The organism is Archangium sp. (assembly GCF_036277355.1).
Taxonomy (GTDB): Bacteria; Myxococcota; Myxococcia; order Myxococcales; family Myxococcaceae; genus Archangium.
Map to the genome: position 1 here is coordinate 52,535 of NZ_DASUNC010000009.1, position 16,044 is coordinate 68,578.

At 70.5% G+C, this 16,044-nt stretch carries 19 protein-coding genes; 7 read left to right on the forward strand and 12 right to left on the reverse strand.

Annotated elements, in window-relative coordinates; genetic code table 11:
• Positions 1 to 42: 42 nt before the first annotated feature.
• Positions 43 to 750, forward strand: a complete 708-nt coding sequence (locus VFZ09_RS01940) for a glutathione S-transferase family protein (protein ID WP_329725724.1) — start codon at positions 43 to 45, stop codon at positions 748 to 750.
• A gap of 149 nt (positions 751 to 899) precedes the next feature.
• Positions 900 to 1,268: a hypothetical protein gene (locus tag VFZ09_RS01945; RefSeq protein WP_329725725.1), complete on the forward strand. Its 369-nt coding sequence runs from the start codon at positions 900 to 902 to the stop codon at positions 1,266 to 1,268.
• A 6-nt stretch (positions 1,269 to 1,274) separates the two neighbouring features.
• On the opposite strand, the gene VFZ09_RS01950 is transcribed toward VFZ09_RS01945, so the two are convergent.
• The 9 genes from VFZ09_RS01950 to VFZ09_RS01990 all read right to left on the reverse strand — a co-directional run bounded on the left by VFZ09_RS01950 (position 1,275) and on the right by VFZ09_RS01990 (position 10,520).
• Positions 1,275 to 2,645: an FAD-binding oxidoreductase gene (locus tag VFZ09_RS01950; protein ID WP_329725726.1), complete on the reverse strand. Its 1,371-nt coding sequence runs from the start codon at positions 2,643 to 2,645 to the stop codon at positions 1,275 to 1,277.
• A 55-nt stretch (positions 2,646 to 2,700) separates the two neighbouring features.
• Positions 2,701 to 3,048 (reverse strand): hypothetical protein, encoded by a 348-nt coding sequence (locus tag VFZ09_RS01955; RefSeq protein WP_329725727.1) that lies wholly within the window; start codon positions 3,046 to 3,048, stop codon positions 2,701 to 2,703.
• Between the two features lie 86 nt (positions 3,049 to 3,134).
• Positions 3,135 to 5,021 (reverse strand): OPT family oligopeptide transporter, encoded by a 1,887-nt coding sequence (locus VFZ09_RS01960; RefSeq protein ID WP_329725728.1) that lies wholly within the window; start codon positions 5,019 to 5,021, stop codon positions 3,135 to 3,137.
• A gap of 72 nt (positions 5,022 to 5,093) precedes the next feature.
• Positions 5,094 to 5,576, reverse strand: a complete 483-nt coding sequence (locus VFZ09_RS01965; RefSeq protein ID WP_329725729.1) for a peptidylprolyl isomerase — start codon at positions 5,574 to 5,576, stop codon at positions 5,094 to 5,096.
• A gap of 77 nt (positions 5,577 to 5,653) precedes the next feature.
• A complete protein-coding gene (locus VFZ09_RS01970; RefSeq protein ID WP_329725730.1) occupies positions 5,654 to 6,940 on the reverse strand; it encodes a dicarboxylate/amino acid:cation symporter in 1,287 nt (428 codons plus the stop codon).
• 57 nt (positions 6,941 to 6,997) lie between these two features.
• On the reverse strand, positions 6,998 to 7,831 hold the full coding sequence (locus tag VFZ09_RS01975) for a DNA-methyltransferase (RefSeq protein ID WP_329725731.1): 834 nt from the start codon (positions 7,829 to 7,831) through the stop codon (positions 6,998 to 7,000).
• Positions 7,832 to 7,862: 31 nt separating this feature from the next.
• On the reverse strand, positions 7,863 to 8,105 hold the full coding sequence (locus VFZ09_RS01980; RefSeq protein WP_329725732.1) for a hypothetical protein: 243 nt from the start codon (positions 8,103 to 8,105) through the stop codon (positions 7,863 to 7,865).
• Positions 8,106 to 8,193: 88 nt separating this feature from the next.
• Positions 8,194 to 9,381, reverse strand: a complete 1,188-nt coding sequence (locus VFZ09_RS01985) for a TfuA-like protein (RefSeq protein WP_329725733.1) — start codon at positions 9,379 to 9,381, stop codon at positions 8,194 to 8,196.
• Positions 9,378 to 10,520 carry a YcaO-like family protein gene (locus VFZ09_RS01990; RefSeq protein ID WP_329725734.1) on the reverse strand — a complete coding sequence of 381 codons (1,143 nt, stop codon included), beginning with the start codon at positions 10,518 to 10,520 and terminating at the stop codon, positions 9,378 to 9,380. Before VFZ09_RS01990 ends, VFZ09_RS01985 begins: the two co-directional genes overlap by 4 nt.
• Before the next feature lie 69 nt (positions 10,521 to 10,589).
• Between VFZ09_RS01990 and VFZ09_RS01995 the strand changes: the two genes are divergently transcribed.
• The gene (locus VFZ09_RS01995) at positions 10,590 to 11,096 is read left to right on the forward strand and encodes a peroxiredoxin (RefSeq protein ID WP_329725735.1); all 507 of its coding nucleotides are present in this window, start codon (positions 10,590 to 10,592) and stop codon (positions 11,094 to 11,096) included.
• Here the strand turns inward: VFZ09_RS01995 and VFZ09_RS02000 are convergent.
• Positions 11,093 to 11,674 carry a TIGR02265 family protein gene (locus tag VFZ09_RS02000; RefSeq protein ID WP_329725736.1) on the reverse strand — a complete coding sequence of 194 codons (582 nt, stop codon included), beginning with the start codon at positions 11,672 to 11,674 and terminating at the stop codon, positions 11,093 to 11,095. The genes VFZ09_RS01995 and VFZ09_RS02000 overlap by 4 nt on opposite strands.
• A 117-nt stretch (positions 11,675 to 11,791) precedes the next feature.
• A complete protein-coding gene (locus tag VFZ09_RS02005) occupies positions 11,792 to 12,235 on the reverse strand; it encodes a hypothetical protein (RefSeq protein ID WP_329725737.1) in 444 nt (147 codons plus the stop codon).
• Positions 12,236 to 12,439: 204 nt separating this feature from the next.
• Here VFZ09_RS02005 and VFZ09_RS02010 point away from each other — a divergent pair, with 204 nt between their 5' ends.
• The 3 genes from VFZ09_RS02010 to VFZ09_RS02020 are packed head-to-tail and all read left to right on the forward strand — an operon-like array spanning position 12,440 to position 14,144.
• Positions 12,440 to 13,048, forward strand: a complete 609-nt coding sequence (locus VFZ09_RS02010; protein WP_329725738.1) for a sigma-70 family RNA polymerase sigma factor — start codon at positions 12,440 to 12,442, stop codon at positions 13,046 to 13,048.
• The gene (locus tag VFZ09_RS02015) at positions 13,048 to 13,593 is read left to right on the forward strand and encodes a zf-HC2 domain-containing protein (RefSeq protein WP_329725739.1); all 546 of its coding nucleotides are present in this window, start codon (positions 13,048 to 13,050) and stop codon (positions 13,591 to 13,593) included. Before VFZ09_RS02010 ends, VFZ09_RS02015 begins: the two co-directional genes overlap by 1 nt.
• On the forward strand, positions 13,593 to 14,144 hold the full coding sequence (locus tag VFZ09_RS02020) for a hypothetical protein (protein WP_329725740.1): 552 nt from the start codon (positions 13,593 to 13,595) through the stop codon (positions 14,142 to 14,144). Before VFZ09_RS02015 ends, VFZ09_RS02020 begins: the two co-directional genes overlap by 1 nt.
• A gap of 8 nt (positions 14,145 to 14,152) precedes the next feature.
• Here VFZ09_RS02020 and VFZ09_RS02025 read toward each other — a convergent pair whose 3' ends face one another.
• Positions 14,153 to 15,124: a 3-oxoacyl-[acyl-carrier-protein] synthase III C-terminal domain-containing protein gene (locus VFZ09_RS02025; RefSeq protein ID WP_329725741.1), complete on the reverse strand. Its 972-nt coding sequence runs from the start codon at positions 15,122 to 15,124 to the stop codon at positions 14,153 to 14,155.
• A 115-nt stretch (positions 15,125 to 15,239) separates the two neighbouring features.
• Here VFZ09_RS02025 and VFZ09_RS02030 point away from each other — a divergent pair, with 115 nt between their 5' ends.
• On the forward strand, positions 15,240 to 15,878 hold the full coding sequence (locus tag VFZ09_RS02030) for an SGNH/GDSL hydrolase family protein (protein WP_329725742.1): 639 nt from the start codon (positions 15,240 to 15,242) through the stop codon (positions 15,876 to 15,878).
• Positions 15,879 to 16,044 lie beyond the last annotated feature (166 nt).

A 16,044-nucleotide genomic window follows, 5' to 3' on the forward strand; every position in this document is an offset into this window, starting at 1 on the left:
GGTTCTGGACGGGCCGCACCCGGGCATGGAGGATTCCCCTCCATGCTCACCCTGCACAAAGGCCCGTCCGCGTTCGGCCTCAGCGACATCAGCCCCTTCTGCTTGAAGCTGGAGACCTATCTCCGCATGGCCGGCATCCCCTACACGGCGAAGCCGGCCGCCGGGGGGAAGGCTCCCAAGGGGAAGATCCCCTTCATCGAGGAGGATGGCTCGTACCTGGGTGACTCCCAGCTCATCATCGAGCACCTCAAGCGCAAGCACGGCGACACGCTCGACGGGAAGCTCGGCGCGGAGGATGTCGCCAAGGGCCACCTGGTCCGGCGCGCGCTGGAGGACAGCCTCTACTGGAACATCCTCCAGGAGCGTTGGATCTCCGACGAGGGCTGGCGGCTCTACAAACCCCTCTTCGAGGCCCTCTTCCCGCCCGTCGTCGGCAAGGCCATCGTGCCGCTGATCCGCCGGGGAGTCGGAAAGGCGATGCACGCCCATGGCATGGGCCGCCACCGCCCCGAGGAGATCCTGGAGATGGGCAAGGCGGACGTCTCCGCGGTGGCGGCGGTGCTCGGCGACAAGCCGTTCCTCCTGGGGGACAACCCCACCTCGTTCGACGCGGCGCTCTACGCCTTCATCGCGAGCATCCTGCTGTTCCCGGTGGACTCGCCGCTCCGGAAGTACACGCAGCAGCAGCAGAACCTGGTCCGCTACTGCGAGCGCATCCAGAAGCGCTACTTCGCGAACGGACAGAAGTAGACCCCCTCGGCGGGCTCCGTCTGTACACCGAGGAACAGCGCGCTGCCGACATCCCCTTGGGGCGATGCGCGAGGGCTCCCGCGTGTCCAGGGTCCGTCCGTTCCACGGGCGGTTGAACCGAGGCACGCGGGGGTGTGGGAATGAGACGGATGCTCGTTTCGTGCATGGCGGCGGGGGCGGTGTGGCTGTCGGGGTGCGCCAACTGCGAGCAACTCCAGGAGGGCGCCACGGAGCTGGTCTCCCACTACGCCCGGTGCGGCGCTGGCGACACCTGTCAGAAGATCGATCTGCTCGCCCTGGCGGGTGGGCAGAACTGCCTGGGCGCGTTCCAGTGCTTCGGCGCCGTCAACACGAGGGCCAACCTCACCGAGTTCCAGCGGCGAGCGCGAACCCTGGCCCAGCAGGCCTCCATCGTCTGCCAGCCGGGAGAGTGCGTCACCGCCGACTGTCTGGACCCCAGAGAGCTCATCCCCGTGTGCGACACGGAGCTCGGGCAGTGCGTCCTGGTGCCGCGTTAGCCGCGCTCAGAGCAGCTTGCCGGGGTTGAGGATGCCGAGCGGGTCCATCGCGCTCTTGATGGTGAGGTGGAGCCGGTGGGTCTCGGGTCCGAGCTGCCGGGCGATGAATGGCCGCTTGAGCGAGCCGACTCCGTGCTCGCCGGTGATGGTTCCCCCCAGCTCGAGCACCGCGTGCAGGATGTCGTCGAACGCCGCCCGCGCCCGTGCCACCGCGCTGGTGTCGTTCGGGTCGAAGACGATCGTGGGATGCATGTTCCCGTCGCCCGCGTGGCCAAACGTACCGATGAGCACTCCCCGCTGCTCGGCGATGCGCTCGACCACCGCGAGCAGGTCCGGGATGCGTGAGAGCGGCACCCCCACGTCATCGAGCAGCGTCGAGCCCTGCCGCTCCAACGCGGGAAAGGCGAAGCGGCGCGCCCCCATCAACAGCTCGCCCTCGGCCTCGTCGGAGGAGTTCGCGATGAAGGTCGCCCCCACCGCCTCGCAGATGGCCGCCATCCGCGTGCTCTCGGCCACGCCCTGCTCTCCCCCGGCATCCGAGCGCGCCAGCAGGAGCGCCGCGGCGTCGATGTCCAGGCCCATGGGCCGGGCGGCCTCGACGGCGCGGACGGTCGTGCGGTCCATCAACTCCAGGAGCGAGGGCCGGAGCTCGGCCATGATCTCCGTGACCGCCGCACCCGCGCCCACGAGCGTCGGGAACGAGGCCACCAGCGTCGTGGCCCGGGGCGGACGTGGCCGGAGCTTCAACGTGGCCTCGGTGATGACGCCGAGCGTGCCCTCGGAGCCGACGAACAGCCGGGTGAGGTCATAACCGGCGACGTTCTTCATCATGCGGCCGCCCGTCCGGACGACGGAGCCATCCGCGAGCACGGCCTCGAGCCCGAGCACGGCATCTCCGGTCACGCCGTACTTCACGCAGCACAGGCCGCCCGCGTTGGTCGCGAGGTTGCCGCCCAGGGTCGAGAACTCCCAGCTCGCGGGGTCCGGCGCGTACCAGAGCCCCAGTTCCGCCGCGGCCGCCTTGAGCGCCCCGTTGATGACTCCGGGCTGGACGACGGCACACAGACCTCGCCGGTCGATCTCCAGGATGCGGTTCATCCGCGTGAGCGAGAGCACGATGCACCCGTCCACGGCGTTGGCACCACCCGACAGCCCCGAGCCTGCCCCACGGGGGACCACGGGGACACGCAGGGCCGAGGCCACCCGGAGCACGGCCTGGACCTCGGCGGTCGAACCAGGACGGACGAGGACGCGCGGAGAGCCCGCCGAAGCCCACCCTGCCTGGTCCCGGCGGTGAGACTCGAGCACATCCGGGTCGGTGACGAGTGCCTCGGGCGGCAGGACGGCCGCGAGCTCACGCAACAGGTCCACGCTCATGGGCGCTGATGCTATCGAGTGAACGCCAGGCGGACCATGTTCTCGGAGTCGCCGCTCACGCGGGCACGAAGAGCTCCCGCACGGACTGCACGGACACGGCCTTGCGGAGCCAACGCTTGAGCTGCTCGAGGTCGGTGCAGGCGGCAATGCGCTGGCGGTCCTGCTCATCCACCTGGAAGCCGCGGGCTTCGAGGACCTCCAGCAGGGCGATCACTTCTCCCTCCTGACGGCCCTCCTGACGGCCTTCCTGACGGCCTTCCTGCCGGCCTTCCTGCCGGCCTTGGGCGAGGTACCGCCGGGCGAACTCGCTCTGGTACTCGTAGGTGCCACTGCGCATCAGTGCCTCCAGGGCGGTGCGTGCCGCGTCGTTCACCACGAAGGCCTCGTGACGGAGGGAGGGCATGCGACAGCGGATGTGACTCCATGAGTCACATCGCTGTCAAGCCCGGGGTTGACTCCAGAAGTAGTGCCCGACCCTCCCTGGAGGGCCTACTTGGGCATGAACCCGAACGCCTTGAGCATCGCCACGGCGATGCCCATGAGGCTCTCGCCCGCGATGAAGCCCGAGCTCACCGGGAGCACCGTGGCCTCGGCCAGCTTCGGCTTCTTGCGGCGCAGGAACTCGGCGATGGCCGCGCCGATGAAGAAGCTGATGGAGCTCGCTCCCGGAATCACGATGGCCAGCCCCAGGCCCGACGCCGAGGGGATGTACGGCCTGGCGCTCTTCGGCGCCCAGCGCTCCAGCAGCACCAGCGCCACACCCAGCGCCAGGCCGCACAGCGCGCCGATGCGCGCGGACGTGTGCAGCGAGCTCACCCCGTTGACGAGCATCTTCGACACGCCCGCCCACACCAGCGAGGACGGCGCGGGGAACTCCTCGGTGCCCAGCACGTCCGCGCTCGGCACCAGCAGGTTGAAGACGGGCACCACCACGGCGGCCCCGGCCAGCACGCCGAAGAGCTGCCCGAAGAACTGCTTGCGCGGGCTCGCTCCCAGCAGCCACCCCGTCTTGAGGTTCGTGAGCAGGTCCGCCGAGTGCAGGCCCACGCCGCCCGTGGCGTTGGCGCTCATCACGTTGGCCGCGAGGTTGCCGGGCAGGATGGCTCCGTAGAGCAGCTGCGTCACCGGCCCGAGCGCCTTGGTGGGCGTGGTGTCCGTCTCTCCCGTCACCCGCGAGGCGATCACCCCCATCACCACCGACAGCGGCAGGGCGATGACTCCCGCCCACCACGGAATCTGGAACAGGTAGGCCATCAGCCCCACCACGATGGGGCCCAACACCATGAAGCCGAGGGGGAACCAGGTGGGCGGGCACTCCACGTCCGCGAGCGGATCCTTCTCCTCCTCGGCGTTCTTCCCGAAGAGGCCCGAGAGCGCCTTGAAGGACTTCGCCACGCTGCGCCACTGGAAGGCGAAGGACAGCAGGCCCGAGGACACCAGCACCGAGGCGCCCGTCCACAACGCCCAGCCATTGATGGCCTTGTACGTCACCTCGGGGATGATGCCGCGGCTGACCATCTCCGGGGCGAGGAAGCCATACGTGAAGAACGCCCCCAGCAGCATGGACCAGCCCGTCTTGAAGCTCACCAGCGCCCCGGCGCCAATCAGCAGCAGGCTCAGATCGAACGAGAGCGTCCACGCCCCCGCCGGCTTGCCGCCGATGGTGAAGGGCAGGCTCAGCTTCGAGGGCAGGTTCCACGCCAGCCACGAGGCCCTGCCCTCCCGCCAGAACGCGACGACGGCTCCCACCAGGCCCGCGAGGCTCAGGTAGCGCGCCTTGCCGCGCGAGCCCTCGTCATGCCCGTGGAGCGCCTGCAGCGTCTCGGCGGTGGCGGTGCCCGTGGGGAACGGGAGCTGCTCGATGTTGATGAGCTGGCGCTTGATGGGGATGGCCGCGAAGACGCCCATCGCCGACACCACCGCGAACCAGGCCACCAGCCACCCCGAGGACGGCAGCGTCCCGGTGAGCATCAGCAGGGCGGGCACGGCGGCCATGTTGCCCCCGCCCGTCATGTACCCCGCTCCCGAGGCCACCGAGCCCACCGCGTTGTTCTCCAGCGCGGTGAGCTCCCGCTTCACCAGCCCCACGGCCCGCAGGGCGCCAAAGACGGCGAAGGAGAGCACACACGCGGTGATGGTGACGCCCAGGCTCCAGCCCGTCTTGAGGATGACGTACAGGTTGGACAGGCACATCACCGCGCCAATCGCCATGCCCACCACGACGGCGCGCACGGTCAGCTGGCGCTCGGCCCCCTTGTAGACGTTGTCGAGCCAGTATCGCTCGGGATCCTGGGTGCCCGAGGAGGGCGTGTCCGGGTGGGGGGGCTCGGGCGTGAGCTTGAGCTGCTGGGGCGAGGGCGTGGCGGGCTGGCTCATGGGGGGTGCACGATACCGGAACACCCCCTACCCCACGAGTGGGTATTGCTCCTGGCCCCTCCGGCCGTCCGCTCAGTGAGCCCCGCCCGGCCCGTGGGCGTGACCGTGCTCCTTCTCCTCGTCCGTGGCCGCGCGCACTTCACGCACGGTGATGTCGAAGTGGAGCGTCTTGCCCGCCATCGGGTGATTGAGGTCCACCACCACCTTCTCCCCCTTCAGCTCGCGAATGGTGATGGGGATGACGTCCCCGTCCGCCGTCTGCGCGCTGATGGTCAGGCCCGGCTGCAGCTGGGCATTCGGGGGGAACATCTCGCGGGGCACTTCCTGGAGGCCTCGCGGATCGTGCTCGCCATACCCCTGCGAAGGAGGCACCACCACCTTCTTGGACTCCCCGGCGGCCATGCCCTCCAGCTGCCCTTCCAGACCCGGGACGATCTGCCCCCGGCCATGCATGTAGGCGAGCGGCTGCCCGGGCTCACTCTCGTCGACGACCTTTCCATCCCCGAGGTGCAACCGGTACTCCAACGAGACCACACTGTCCTTGGACACCTTCATCGTGGGCGGCTCCTTCTGTCCTACGGGTATGGGACGGGGATGCAGCGGGGGCAAGCAACCCGTGCTCCCCTGATTGCTCAGGAAGCGGACGACTCGGGCTCCAACCCGGCCGCCTGGGGCTCGGCGGCCACGGCGGGCTCACCCCGGGACACGTAGACGGCGGCCGCGAGGTCCCCCGTCACGTTGAGCGTGGTGCGGCACATGTCGAGGAAGCGGTCCACGCCCAGCACCAGCGCGAGCCCCTCGGGGGGAATCTTGAACATGCCCAGAATCATCGCGATGACCGGGATGGAGCCGGCCGGCACGCCCGCGGTGCCGATGCCCGCCAGCACGCAGATGAACATCACGATGGCCTGATCCGCCAGGCTCAGCTGCACGCCGAACACCTGCGCCAGGAAGAGCACGGTGACGCCCTCGAAGAGCGCGGTGCCGTTCTGGTTCATCGCCGAGCCGGCGGTGAGCACGAAGCGCGACACGTTGCGCGGCAGCTTGAGGTTCTCCTCGGCCACCTTGAGCGCGGTGGGCAGCGTGGCGCTGGAGGACGCCGTGGAGAAGGCGGTGACGATGGCCAGGCGGCAGTCCCGGAAGAACGCCACCGGGTTGCGCCCCCCGAGGAAGCGCACCGACAGCGAGTACACACCGAACATGTGCAGCCCGAGCGCCAGCAACACCACGCCCACGTAGGACGCCACCTGCATCAGCACGCCCATGCCCAGGCGCGCCATCATGCTGAAGAGCAGCGCCCCCACGCCGAGGGGCGCCAGCTTCAGCACCCCATCGATGAGCTTCATCATCACGTCGTGCAGGCCCTGGATGGTTTCACGCAGCTGCTTCGCCGCCGGGGTGTCCGTCACCGCCAGCCCCAACCCGAAGATGAGCGAGAAGACGATGAGGGCGATCATGTCCCCGTCCGCCGCCGCCTTGATCGGGTTGGTGGGCACCATGGCGGAGATCAGCGACGCCACCGAGGTGCTGCTCGGCGCGGGGGCCGCCTGCACCGAGGTGCCCTTCATCGCCAGCGCGCGCGCCTCGTCGCTCAGCCCCACGCCCGGCTTGAGCGTGTTGACCAGCACCAGGCCGATGAGCACCGCGATGCTGGAGATGACCACGGTGTAGCCCAGGGTCCGCAGGCCCAGCCGGCCCAGCTGCTTCAGGTCCAGCTCGCACACGCCCATCACCAGCGCGGAGAAGAGCAGCGGCACCACCAACATCAGCAGCGCCCGGAGGAAGAGCTGCCCCGCCAGCCCGGTGATGTTCGTCACCACCCACTCGAGCCAGGGCGTCCCTCCCGCCAGGAGGTTGGCGGCGATGCCCGCCAGGGTGCCGATGACGATGCCCAGGAGCATCTTCTGGTGCTGCTTCATCCGGGTGCCTCTTGGTGCTGGGGGAGAAGAATCCCTGGGACAGGGAAGGCACGCAGCCTACCGGTGATTCCCCGTGGCGGATACACCCTCGTCGGTGCCCACTGTCTCCGGCCGCACTCCCGCTCCCCTGGCCAGTTCACCCGCCGTCTCACGCAACCGCCGGGTCACCCGCTCGGCCCACTCGGGCTCCACCTCCAGGCACGCCGCCCCGCGCCCCAACCGCAGCGCCGCCGCCGGCATCGAGCCACTGCCCGCGAACGGATCCAACACCCAGTCCCCCGGCCGGCTCCACGTGCGCACCAGCGGCTCCAGCACGGAGAAGGGTTTGTGGTGCGGATGGTTGCCCCAACGCGCCGCCTCGGCGTCATCGTCATAGCCGCCCACCACCGCCCAGACGGTGGGCAGGCCTCCAGGCTCCAGCGGGGGCGCGGGCGTGCGCGAGAGCACCAGCGCCACCTCGTAGACGCGCAGCAGTTGCTCGTTGGCGTTCTTGTCCGTGGTGCGCTTGCCCCAGACGTACTCGCCCCGCAGGTGGGTGTAGCCCAGCGAGCGGGCCACCGCGAGGATGGGCTCCTTGCCCAGCAGGTTCGTCCAGATGGCCATCGGCGCGTCCGGTGTCAGGTGCGCCACCGCCCGCGTCATCCACTCCTCGGTGAAGACGCGGTAGTCGCGCACCGTCTCGAAACGCACGATGGGGTTGCGATCGATCTTCTTGTTCGCCCGGGGATCCCGCGGGTCTCCCCCCTTGCGCCGCCGCGTGAGCAGGCAGTACGGCGGATCCGTGTGCAGGAAGGTGGCCTTCGCCTCTCCCAGCACGGCCCGGTAACCACCGGGCTCCCGCGCATCGGCCCGCACACAGCGGAACGTCTCGAGCTCGTCGTGAGGATTCATCCGGCGCGCACCCTACCCCAGCAGCCCCGCTTCACCACCGCGCCTCGGCAAGCGCCGCCCGCGTCACCGCCAGGATGTCCCCCACCGGCACCCGCTCGTGCGACTTGAAGACGGCGAAGTCGTCCCCCCGCTCGGTCACCACGTCCAGCACCTCGTCGATGAAGGCCTCGCCCTCGCGCAGTTGGATCGCCACCGGCCGGTGCCGCAGCACGGCCTCCTCCAGCACGTCGATGAAGTCACAGCGGCCCACCTCGTCCTGGCATATCCGCGTCATCGTCTCGCCGCCTCCGGCGCCAAAACTAAATGGCTCCCCTCTCGCCTGCCCACCGGAATGAAACGCTCCTGGAATGGAGCCGCCCCGCTCACCGCTTGCGCCGGCCCCGCTTCGGCGCCCCGAGCCGCCCGGCCTCCTCCACCCAGTGGCCCCTCAGGCGCGCCTCCGTGGCGAGCGCCTCGTCCCACGAGGGCCCGTCTGGCAGCACGCGCGACGCGTGCTCGAGCATCAGCCGCTCCAGCGCCCGGTCCTCGCACAGCCGCCACACCTCGTATTCGTCCAGGCCGCAGGCGACGAGGTACATCTCGCGCTCCTCCGGCGGCACGCCCAGCAGCTCCCACCACTCCTCCTCGGCCCGTACCACCTCCTCGTCGGTGGCGAGCAGACCGAGCGACCGCGCCTGGCCCGCGAGCAGCGCCCGCTTCAGGCCCGCCTCCGCCAGCTCCCGGGCCTCGGGCGCGGCGCGCAGCCGGGCGAGCACCGCCTCCGAGGACACGAGGCCCCCTTCCGTCGCGCACACGCCCTCCACGAGGCGGCGGCGGCGCACGTAGGACGAGGGTGGCGGCCGGCCCGTCCGGACGGGTACCGGCACCTCCGCTCCCGAGGCGATCCACGCCGAGGCGGCCTTCAGGCAGGCCCGGGCGTCCTCGCGCTTGAGATCCTCGAAGCCCCTGGCCGCCCAGGCGTCCCACTTCGCCCGGGTGGCCGGACGCCAGGCGTCTCCCACGGCCGCCAGCACCCGGGGCCAGGTCCGGTCCTGGTAGAAGAGCCCCGCCGCCGCGTCCACCAATGCCTGGGCCTCGCGGGGAGCGAGCACCTTCGCGCCCTGCGCCTGACGCGCCGCGTGACGCACGTTGACGAGCGGCACCGTGAGGGGCCGGAAGCCGTGCTCCGCGTCGGCGTGGAGCAGCGCCACCTCGGCGTCATCCACCAGCTCGCCCCGCTGGTACGCCTCGAAGATCTGGCCCACGCCCACCATGCCGTGCCGCGAGAGCTCCGCCGCGCGCAGCGCCCCCATGCTGGCCCCGCCGAACACCGCCACCTCCGCATCCAGCGCGGCCAGCAGCTCGTGGTGCCAGACGGAGGGCTGCGCCTCGAAGACGCCATCCACCAGGGCAATGGCCCTCGGACGCAGCGCGAGGGCCCGCCACACGTCGCCCTGGCGCGCGGGCGGCAACACCCGGCAGGGCACCAGGGCCCGGGCTTCCTCCTCTGGCAACGAGGGGCCGAGGAAGACCAGGAGATCATCGGGATGATGGGCCGGACGTCGTTTCACAGCAGCTCCGAGACGCGCAGACCCGGCACCACCACGCGCACCACGTGGAGTCCGGGGAGAGGGGCCTCCAGCTCGACAGCGGCGGCCCGGTTGAAGCCCGCCTTCCCGAGCCGCATCAGCACTTCGCGCACCGCTTCCTCCGGCGAGGACACCTCGTCGGACATGTCGGGCATGGATTCCACGGCCCGTCGCGGACGGACCTCCGCACAGGCGGCCGCCAGGGCCAGCGTGGCCTCGCGGTCTCCCGCGGCCACGTCCTCGCGAGCGCCGTGGATGTCGGTCAGGCGGGACTGGGCCGCCTCCAGCAGGGCGCCGAGCAGGGCCTGGTCCCTCCCCAGTCCGCAGGCGTACCCGGCCGCCAGGGGCACCGGGCCCTCGTCGCGGTCCACGAGCAGCGCCCCTCCCACCGGCAGGCCCGCGGCACGGGGCGTCCGCGCGCCGGGCGTGAGATCGAAGAGGTAGACGGCGAAACCCCGCTCGCCCAGGGCCCGCGCGAGCGCCGCCGTCCGGGGAGCGCCCCGCTCCAGCTCTCCCGGGCGCAGCATGCGCGAGAGGAGGACCTCCTCGGACCACCCTTCCGGGAGGATGCGCGCGAGCTGATCCCTCTCCGTGGCCTCCAGCAGCGCGTGCAGGAGCGCCCGGGCCCGCTCGGGGTGCGCACCCGAGCCGTTGCTCGTCCACCGCACGCTCACCGGGCCGAGCGACGGAGCCCCGCTGGGCGGGCAGTACACCCCCTGGGCCGGGACGAGCACGGGCCGCCCGGACTGCAGCTCGGTGGCCTCGCACCACGCGTAGCGCATCTCGCGGCTCCACAGCCGGGAGACGACCACGCCGCCCCGGGTGCCCAGCTCCTCGGCGCCCCAGACGGCACGGCCCCGGGTCTCCAGCCCATCCATCGAGCCCCAGACGAGCCGCTCCAGGGGAACCTTCTCCGCGCCCCACAGCTCCGCCGTCTCCAGGAGCGCGCCGGCCGACGCCGCCTGGAAATCCAGGCCCTTGCCATTGCACACCTGGAGCACATAGCCGCCTGGACGCACCGCGGCGGCCACCTCCACCCCGGCCCGGTCCAACCCCGTCACCCGCGCCACCCGGGTGACGCCGAGTCCATGGGCGAGACGGTCGAGAAAGGAGGAAGTCAACGGAACAGCGGTCGGGAGGGCCACGGGAGAGCTCTGTGTTGGGTGAGCGAGGACGTCTCGGCGGGAAGCATGCTAGGGGAGGTCCGGCGTCAGGAGGCCGAAAAGAAGATGCTCGACGTGGGACAAGCCGCCCCGGACTTCACCGGCACCGACTGCTGGGGACGCACCTTCACGCTCTCCGCGCTCCGGGGGCGGCGGGTGGTGCTCTTCTTCTTCCCCAAGGCCTTCACCCTCGCCTGCACGGAGGAGACGCGCCACTTCCGGGACAACCACGAGCGGATTCAAGCACTCGGGGCGGAGCTGGTGGGCGTGTCGGTGGACACGGTGAAGACGCAGTGCGAGTTCGCCGAGAAGGAGGACATCCACTTCTCCCTGCTGGGCGACGAGGGGCGCTCCATCAGCCAGGCGTATGACGTGCTGTGGCCCGTGCTGAAGGTGGACCGGCGCGTCACCTACATCATCGGCCCGGACGGCCGCATCGAGTCCGTCATCCGCCATGAGGTGCGCGTCTACAAGCACCTGGACGACGTGCTGCGCTACCTGACCGAGCATCCACTGCCGTCCACGGGTGCCTAGACTTCCCAGGAGCAGTGGTACTCGCAGTAGCCGTTGCCACGGGCGCGGCACTTCGTCTGCTCGACCCGCACGCCACGGCCACCGCTCATCTCGATGGCGCGCTCGTACCAGCCGACGATGGTGAGGCAGTCCGCCTCGGTGACACTCTCGGCGCCCAGGGTGCGCAACACCGCGCTGCGGGGGCCGCTCTTCTCGTACGAGCGGGAGCCCACCGCGTAGTAGAGCCGGTAGATCTCCGGCGAGTGGCTCAGGAGGAAGTGCGGATCCCCCTTGCGGATGAACACGTGGTGGGGACCGTTGAGGTTCTCCTCGGCGGAGGCGCGGCCCATCTCGACGAAGGCCTTGTTGCGATCCCGGGGCGAGAGCGCATCGGCGATGGCGGCGTCCAGGCGGAGGTTGAGCTCCAGGGGGTACCAGCCGATGGGCATGATGACGCCCTCGAGGACCTTGCGATCGGCCGGAGGCAAGCGCTGGAGCACCTGTTGGAGACGCCCGGTTCCACCCTGCTTCATCAACAGATTGAGGCGGGTGATGAGCACACTGCCCTTGATGCGCGCGGCCGCGCTTTCCGTTGCCATGATGCGAATCCCCCGGTGAGCCCCTGCATTGTGTCAGCCGGAGGATGTGGGCGGCAACCTGCCCGGAGGGGACTTCCCGGGTGGAGCGGGCAGGCGAGCCCCGTGGCATGAACGCCGTCAGTGAGGCTGGAGCTCGCGCAGACGCTTCTCGAGGTCCTCGCCGAGATCCGTCGGCCGGCGCAGCACCGAGGCCATCATGACCACCGTGGTCGCCGTGAGCTCGTCTCGGGCATGCAGCCGGCTGAACCCCTCTTGCATGTCCGTGAACATCTGCCGGAAATCCGCGCGCAGATGATGGACCTCCCCATTCAACCTCTGGACATCACCACTCAATCGCTGGACATCCCCGCGCATCTGCTGGAACTCGGCTCGCTGGCGCTCCAACTCGGCCCCCAGGCGCTCCGTCAGCTTCTCCTGTCGCACCATCCGCGAGTCCAGGCCCGCCACCTGCGTCCTCAGGTCCGCCACCTGGGTTTCCAGCCTGTCGATCCGGACCCCCAGACCCTGAACGGCATTCAGGATCTGCGTGCCAATGTCAGCCCCCATCATCATCTCCGCCATGTTCACACTCCTCGCCCACCCGGGCAGTCCGTGAGCCCGTCAGCCCACGCCGCACAGAATAGCGGAACACCTCGACGATGCGAACCTTTTTCTAACCTTTCAAGTAGGGTCCCCTCCCCTACTTCCCAGAACATCACCAGGTACCTGTATCCCCAACGAAAAACCCCCTTTAACTTTTCGCCGGCTCCGGTGTTCGTAGGAGGCGTGAAGGCCCTGGAGACATCCCTGGCGCTGGCGGAGGCCGCCACCGAACCGAGCGACGAGGCGCTCTGCCGCGCCTTCCTGGCCGGTGACGAGGCGGCCTTCGGCACGCTGGTGGAGCGGCACCGCGCCCTGGTCTTCTCCCTCCTGCGGCGCTACACGGCCCGGCCCGAGGACGCGGCGGACCTCGCCCAGCAGGCCTTCCTGCGGGCCCTGGAGGCCTCGCGCCGCGTCTTCGCCCGCTGGAGCCTCTCGGGCCCCGCGCCCTTCCGGGCCTGGCTCGTCCGCATCGCGCTCAACCTGGCCAAGAACCATGCCCGCCAGGGCAGGCGCTGGCTCCAGGCCGTGCAACACCCGGAGACCGAGGCCCCGGGAGAGTCCGCGCAGGAATCGCTGGAGCGGAGCGAGCGCGAGCGGCAGGTGCGCGCGGCGGTGCTCACCCTGCCCCGCCGCCAGCGCGAGGTGCTGACGCTGCGAGTCGACGGAGGGCTGGGCTTCCGGGACATCGCCGAGACGCTCGGCATCACCGAGACGAACGCGAAGGTGAATTTCCATCACGCCGTGAAGCGCCTCCGGGCGCAGGTGGCGGAGCCGTCCGAGGAGGAGCGCTGATGGCGGCATGCCAGGACAAAGACGAACTGCTGACCCTCTTCGCCGCGGGAGCGCTGGAGCCCGAGGAGGAGGCGCGGGTGCGCGCGCACCTGGACACCTGTGCCGCGTGCCGCGCGGAGGCGGAGGCGAACCAGCAAGTGCTCGGCCTGGCCGCGCTGCCGCCGCCGTCCGTGAAGGAGCAGGCCGTGGTGGCGGCGCTGCCCCGGACGGCGGTGGGCGCCTGGCGCAGGGCACAGCTCCAACAGGCGGCGCGGATGCGGACCGCGGGAGCGCTGATGGCGGCGGCCGCCGGGGTGTTGCTGGTGTTGGGACCGGTGCTGCAGCGCCGTCTCACCCCACCTTCCGCGCCCACCACCCCTGTGGAAGCGCCCGCCGCCACGCCCGAGGATGACGCCTTCGCGCTGGAGCAGTGGGCGCTGGCGGACCCGCTGGCCGACGCGCTCGACCCTTCCGACGCGGACCTGGAGGAGCCCGAGTCCGACGAGTTCCTGGACTCCGAGCTGGACGATTTCTTCTCAGACACGAACCCTGGAGAATCCCTGTGATGAAGCCCATTCGACTGGCGGTGCTGACCCTGTGCCTGCTTCCCCTGGTGTCCCTGGCCCAGACGCCCGAGGCGAAGGAAGCCGCGGAGCGGGCGGAGCGGCAGACGCGGCTGATGCGGGTGGTGGGTCTGGCCGAGGAGCTGGACCTGGAGGAGTCCCAGGCGCTGAAGATGGCGGACACGATGCGCCAGTTCGACGAGCGCCGGCGCCCCCTGGTGGAGCAGGTGCAGGAGGCCGCGCAGGCGCTGAGGAAGGCGGCGCGGGGAGAGGCCGCGACGCAGTCGCAGGTGGACCAGGCGGTGCAGCGGGTGTTCGAGGCGCGGACGCAGCTCACGGCGCTCGACCGGGAGATGTACCAGGCGCTGGCCAGGGATCTGCCTCCGCAGAAGCGGGCGCAGCTCGCCATCTTCATGGCCCGGCACGACGGAAAGATGAAGATGGAGAAGATGATGAGGAAGGCCGAGCGGGAGGGCCGGCGCGAGGAGCGCGAGAAGCGCAGGCAGGAGCGCATCCAGCGGATGCAGCAGCGCCTCCAGGAGCGCGCCCAGTAACTCCCGCCCTACACGCGCACCAGCAGGGCCACCTGGTGCGCGCCGATGCCGATGCCGAAGAGCACGAGATACTTCGTGCGCAGCTCGCGGTGGTAGCGGGCCAGGGTGACGGGGATGGAGGCAATCACCATGTTGCCGCAGTCCTCAATGGTATGCAGGTACTCGCGCGGGCGGATCTTCTCGTTCCAGTGGTCCAGCAGCTTGCGCGTGGCCTGGTGGGACACGAGGGTGATGTCGTCCCCGGTGAGCCCGTGCTTGCGCAGCAGCCGCTCGACGAGCCGCGGCGGGCCCTCCATGCCGGTGTTCAGGAAGGCCTGCACGCCCCGGGAGGGCTCGAGCCCGTACACGGGGGTGGTGAAGCCGGCCTCGGGACGGGAGCGCATCGTCATGGCCCCGTACTCGTCGCTGAAGGTGTCGGCGGCGTAGTCCACCAGGACGAGCCGCTCCCCGGCGCCGAGCACGGCCGCGCCCGCTCCGTCCCCGATGCCGAAGGCGTGGCCCTGCGCGTAGTCCACGTTGCGCGTCCACCCCGCCCCCACGGCCACGAGCGCCCGCTCCGAGTGCCCCGCCAGCATCGCCTCCCAGGCCAGCACCGCCCCCATGACGAAGTTGCCAAAGTCGGCCTGCACCGGCACCACCACCGCATGCGAGCCCAGGCCCAGCTCCCGATGCACCTGGTACAGCGCGTTGGGCGAGACGAACTCGGACACCGAGACGTAGCCGTAGAGCCTGTCCACCTGCTCCGGCCGCACGCCCGCGTCCTCCAGCGCCGCGCGCCCCGCCTTCGCCGTGAGCGAGGCCAGCGACTCGTCCGGCCCCAGGCACCGGTGCTCCCGGTTGCCGTAGAAGAGCGAGGCCTCGGACAGCCCCTGTGCCCGGGCGGCCTCGCGGATGCGATCGAAGATGGGGTCGTCACTGGTGCGGACCCGCTCCGGCAGCGCGGAGCCCAGGCCCAGGAAGGCAATCGAAGGACGCGTCATCGGGCCGGAATAGAGCACACCCGGCCCTCCCGGCGAGGCCTCTCCTGCCCACTCGAGGGACAGCCGGGCACATGGCGCTGCGAAGCCGCCTCCTGGCCGCTATGGAGAGCACCTCATGAGCGCACTGTCCCTGAGATACGTGGCCCTGGGTGACTCCTCCGCCGTCGGAGTGGGCTCGCGCGGTGGTGGCTACGTCGAACACCTCTTCCAGCGGCTGCGCCGCACCCGCCCGGGTGTGGGCCTGCTCAACCTGGGCGTGAGCGGCGCCACCAGCGCCACCGTCCTCTCCGGACAGCTCCCCAAGGCCTCCCGCTCCCGTCCCCATGTGGTGAGCCTCGCGGTGGGCATCAACGACCTGTGGCGTGGCGTGGAGCCCGACCAGTTCGAGTCCAACCTCGACCAGCTGGCACGCGGCCTCGTGGCCACGGGCGCCCCGGTGGTGCTGGCCAACCTGCCGGACATGTCGCTCGCCCCCATCGCGCGGCTGGCGACGCACTTCCTGCCCATCCAGCTCATCTCCGCGCGCATCGCCTCATTCAATGAAGCGGTGGCCCGCGTGGTGGCCCGCCATGGCCTGCTCGGCGTGGACCTCCACGGCCCCAGCCTCCGGGAGCTTCCCGGCAGCACCGACTACTTCTCCGCCGATGGCTTCCACCCCTCGGACACCGGCTACCAGCGCATGGCCGAGCACTTCTGGCCCGTCCTGCTCCAGGCCGCCGAGCTCGGCGCCAGCTCCGCGCAGGCCACCGGCTGACCTCCGCCCACCGGGCACGGTCTTCCCAGACTTGGTCGGGTAGACCGGGGAGTTACCTCCCCGGCCCCCCACGGATCCGGACGTGCGGAATTCCCGCATCCGGCTCTTCGGCTCATGGACTCACTGCGAGCGGAAGCCCATCTCGCACCCTGCGCTGGACGAGCTC

What these genes read in the sequence shown, in the direction of transcription:
- VFZ09_RS01955 (WP_329725727.1), bottom strand. Translation starts at nt 3,048, where the DNA reads ATGCCCTCCCTCCGTCACGAGGCCTTCGTGGTGAACGACGCGGCACGC.
- VFZ09_RS02005 (WP_329725737.1), bottom strand. Translation starts at nt 12,235, where the DNA reads ATGGCGGAGATGATGATGGGGGCTGACATTGGCACGCAGATCCTGAAT.
- VFZ09_RS01945 (WP_329725725.1), top strand. Translation starts at nt 900, where the DNA reads ATGCTCGTTTCGTGCATGGCGGCGGGGGCGGTGTGGCTGTCGGGGTGC.
- VFZ09_RS02020 (WP_329725740.1), top strand. Translation starts at nt 13,593, where the DNA reads ATGAAGCCCATTCGACTGGCGGTGCTGACCCTGTGCCTGCTTCCCCTG.
- VFZ09_RS01960 (WP_329725728.1), bottom strand. Translation starts at nt 5,021, where the DNA reads ATGAGCCAGCCCGCCACGCCCTCGCCCCAGCAGCTCAAGCTCACGCCC.
- VFZ09_RS01970 (WP_329725730.1), bottom strand. Translation starts at nt 6,940, where the DNA reads ATGAAGCAGCACCAGAAGATGCTCCTGGGCATCGTCATCGGCACCCTG.
- VFZ09_RS02030 (WP_329725742.1), top strand. Translation starts at nt 15,240, where the DNA reads ATGAGCGCACTGTCCCTGAGATACGTGGCCCTGGGTGACTCCTCCGCC.
- VFZ09_RS01940 (WP_329725724.1), top strand. Translation starts at nt 43, where the DNA reads ATGCTCACCCTGCACAAAGGCCCGTCCGCGTTCGGCCTCAGCGACATC.
- VFZ09_RS02025 (WP_329725741.1), bottom strand. Translation starts at nt 15,124, where the DNA reads ATGACGCGTCCTTCGATTGCCTTCCTGGGCCTGGGCTCCGCGCTGCCG.
- VFZ09_RS01965 (WP_329725729.1), bottom strand. Translation starts at nt 5,576, where the DNA reads ATGAAGGTGTCCAAGGACAGTGTGGTCTCGTTGGAGTACCGGTTGCAC.
- VFZ09_RS01980 (WP_329725732.1), bottom strand. Translation starts at nt 8,105, where the DNA reads ATGACGCGGATATGCCAGGACGAGGTGGGCCGCTGTGACTTCATCGAC.
- VFZ09_RS02015 (WP_329725739.1), top strand. Translation starts at nt 13,048, where the DNA reads ATGGCGGCATGCCAGGACAAAGACGAACTGCTGACCCTCTTCGCCGCG.
- VFZ09_RS01975 (WP_329725731.1), bottom strand. Translation starts at nt 7,831, where the DNA reads ATGAATCCTCACGACGAGCTCGAGACGTTCCGCTGTGTGCGGGCCGAT.
- VFZ09_RS01950 (WP_329725726.1), bottom strand. Translation starts at nt 2,645, where the DNA reads ATGAGCGTGGACCTGTTGCGTGAGCTCGCGGCCGTCCTGCCGCCCGAG.
- VFZ09_RS02000 (WP_329725736.1), bottom strand. Translation starts at nt 11,674, where the DNA reads ATGGCAACGGAAAGCGCGGCCGCGCGCATCAAGGGCAGTGTGCTCATC.
- VFZ09_RS01995 (WP_329725735.1), top strand. Translation starts at nt 10,590, where the DNA reads ATGCTAGGGGAGGTCCGGCGTCAGGAGGCCGAAAAGAAGATGCTCGAC.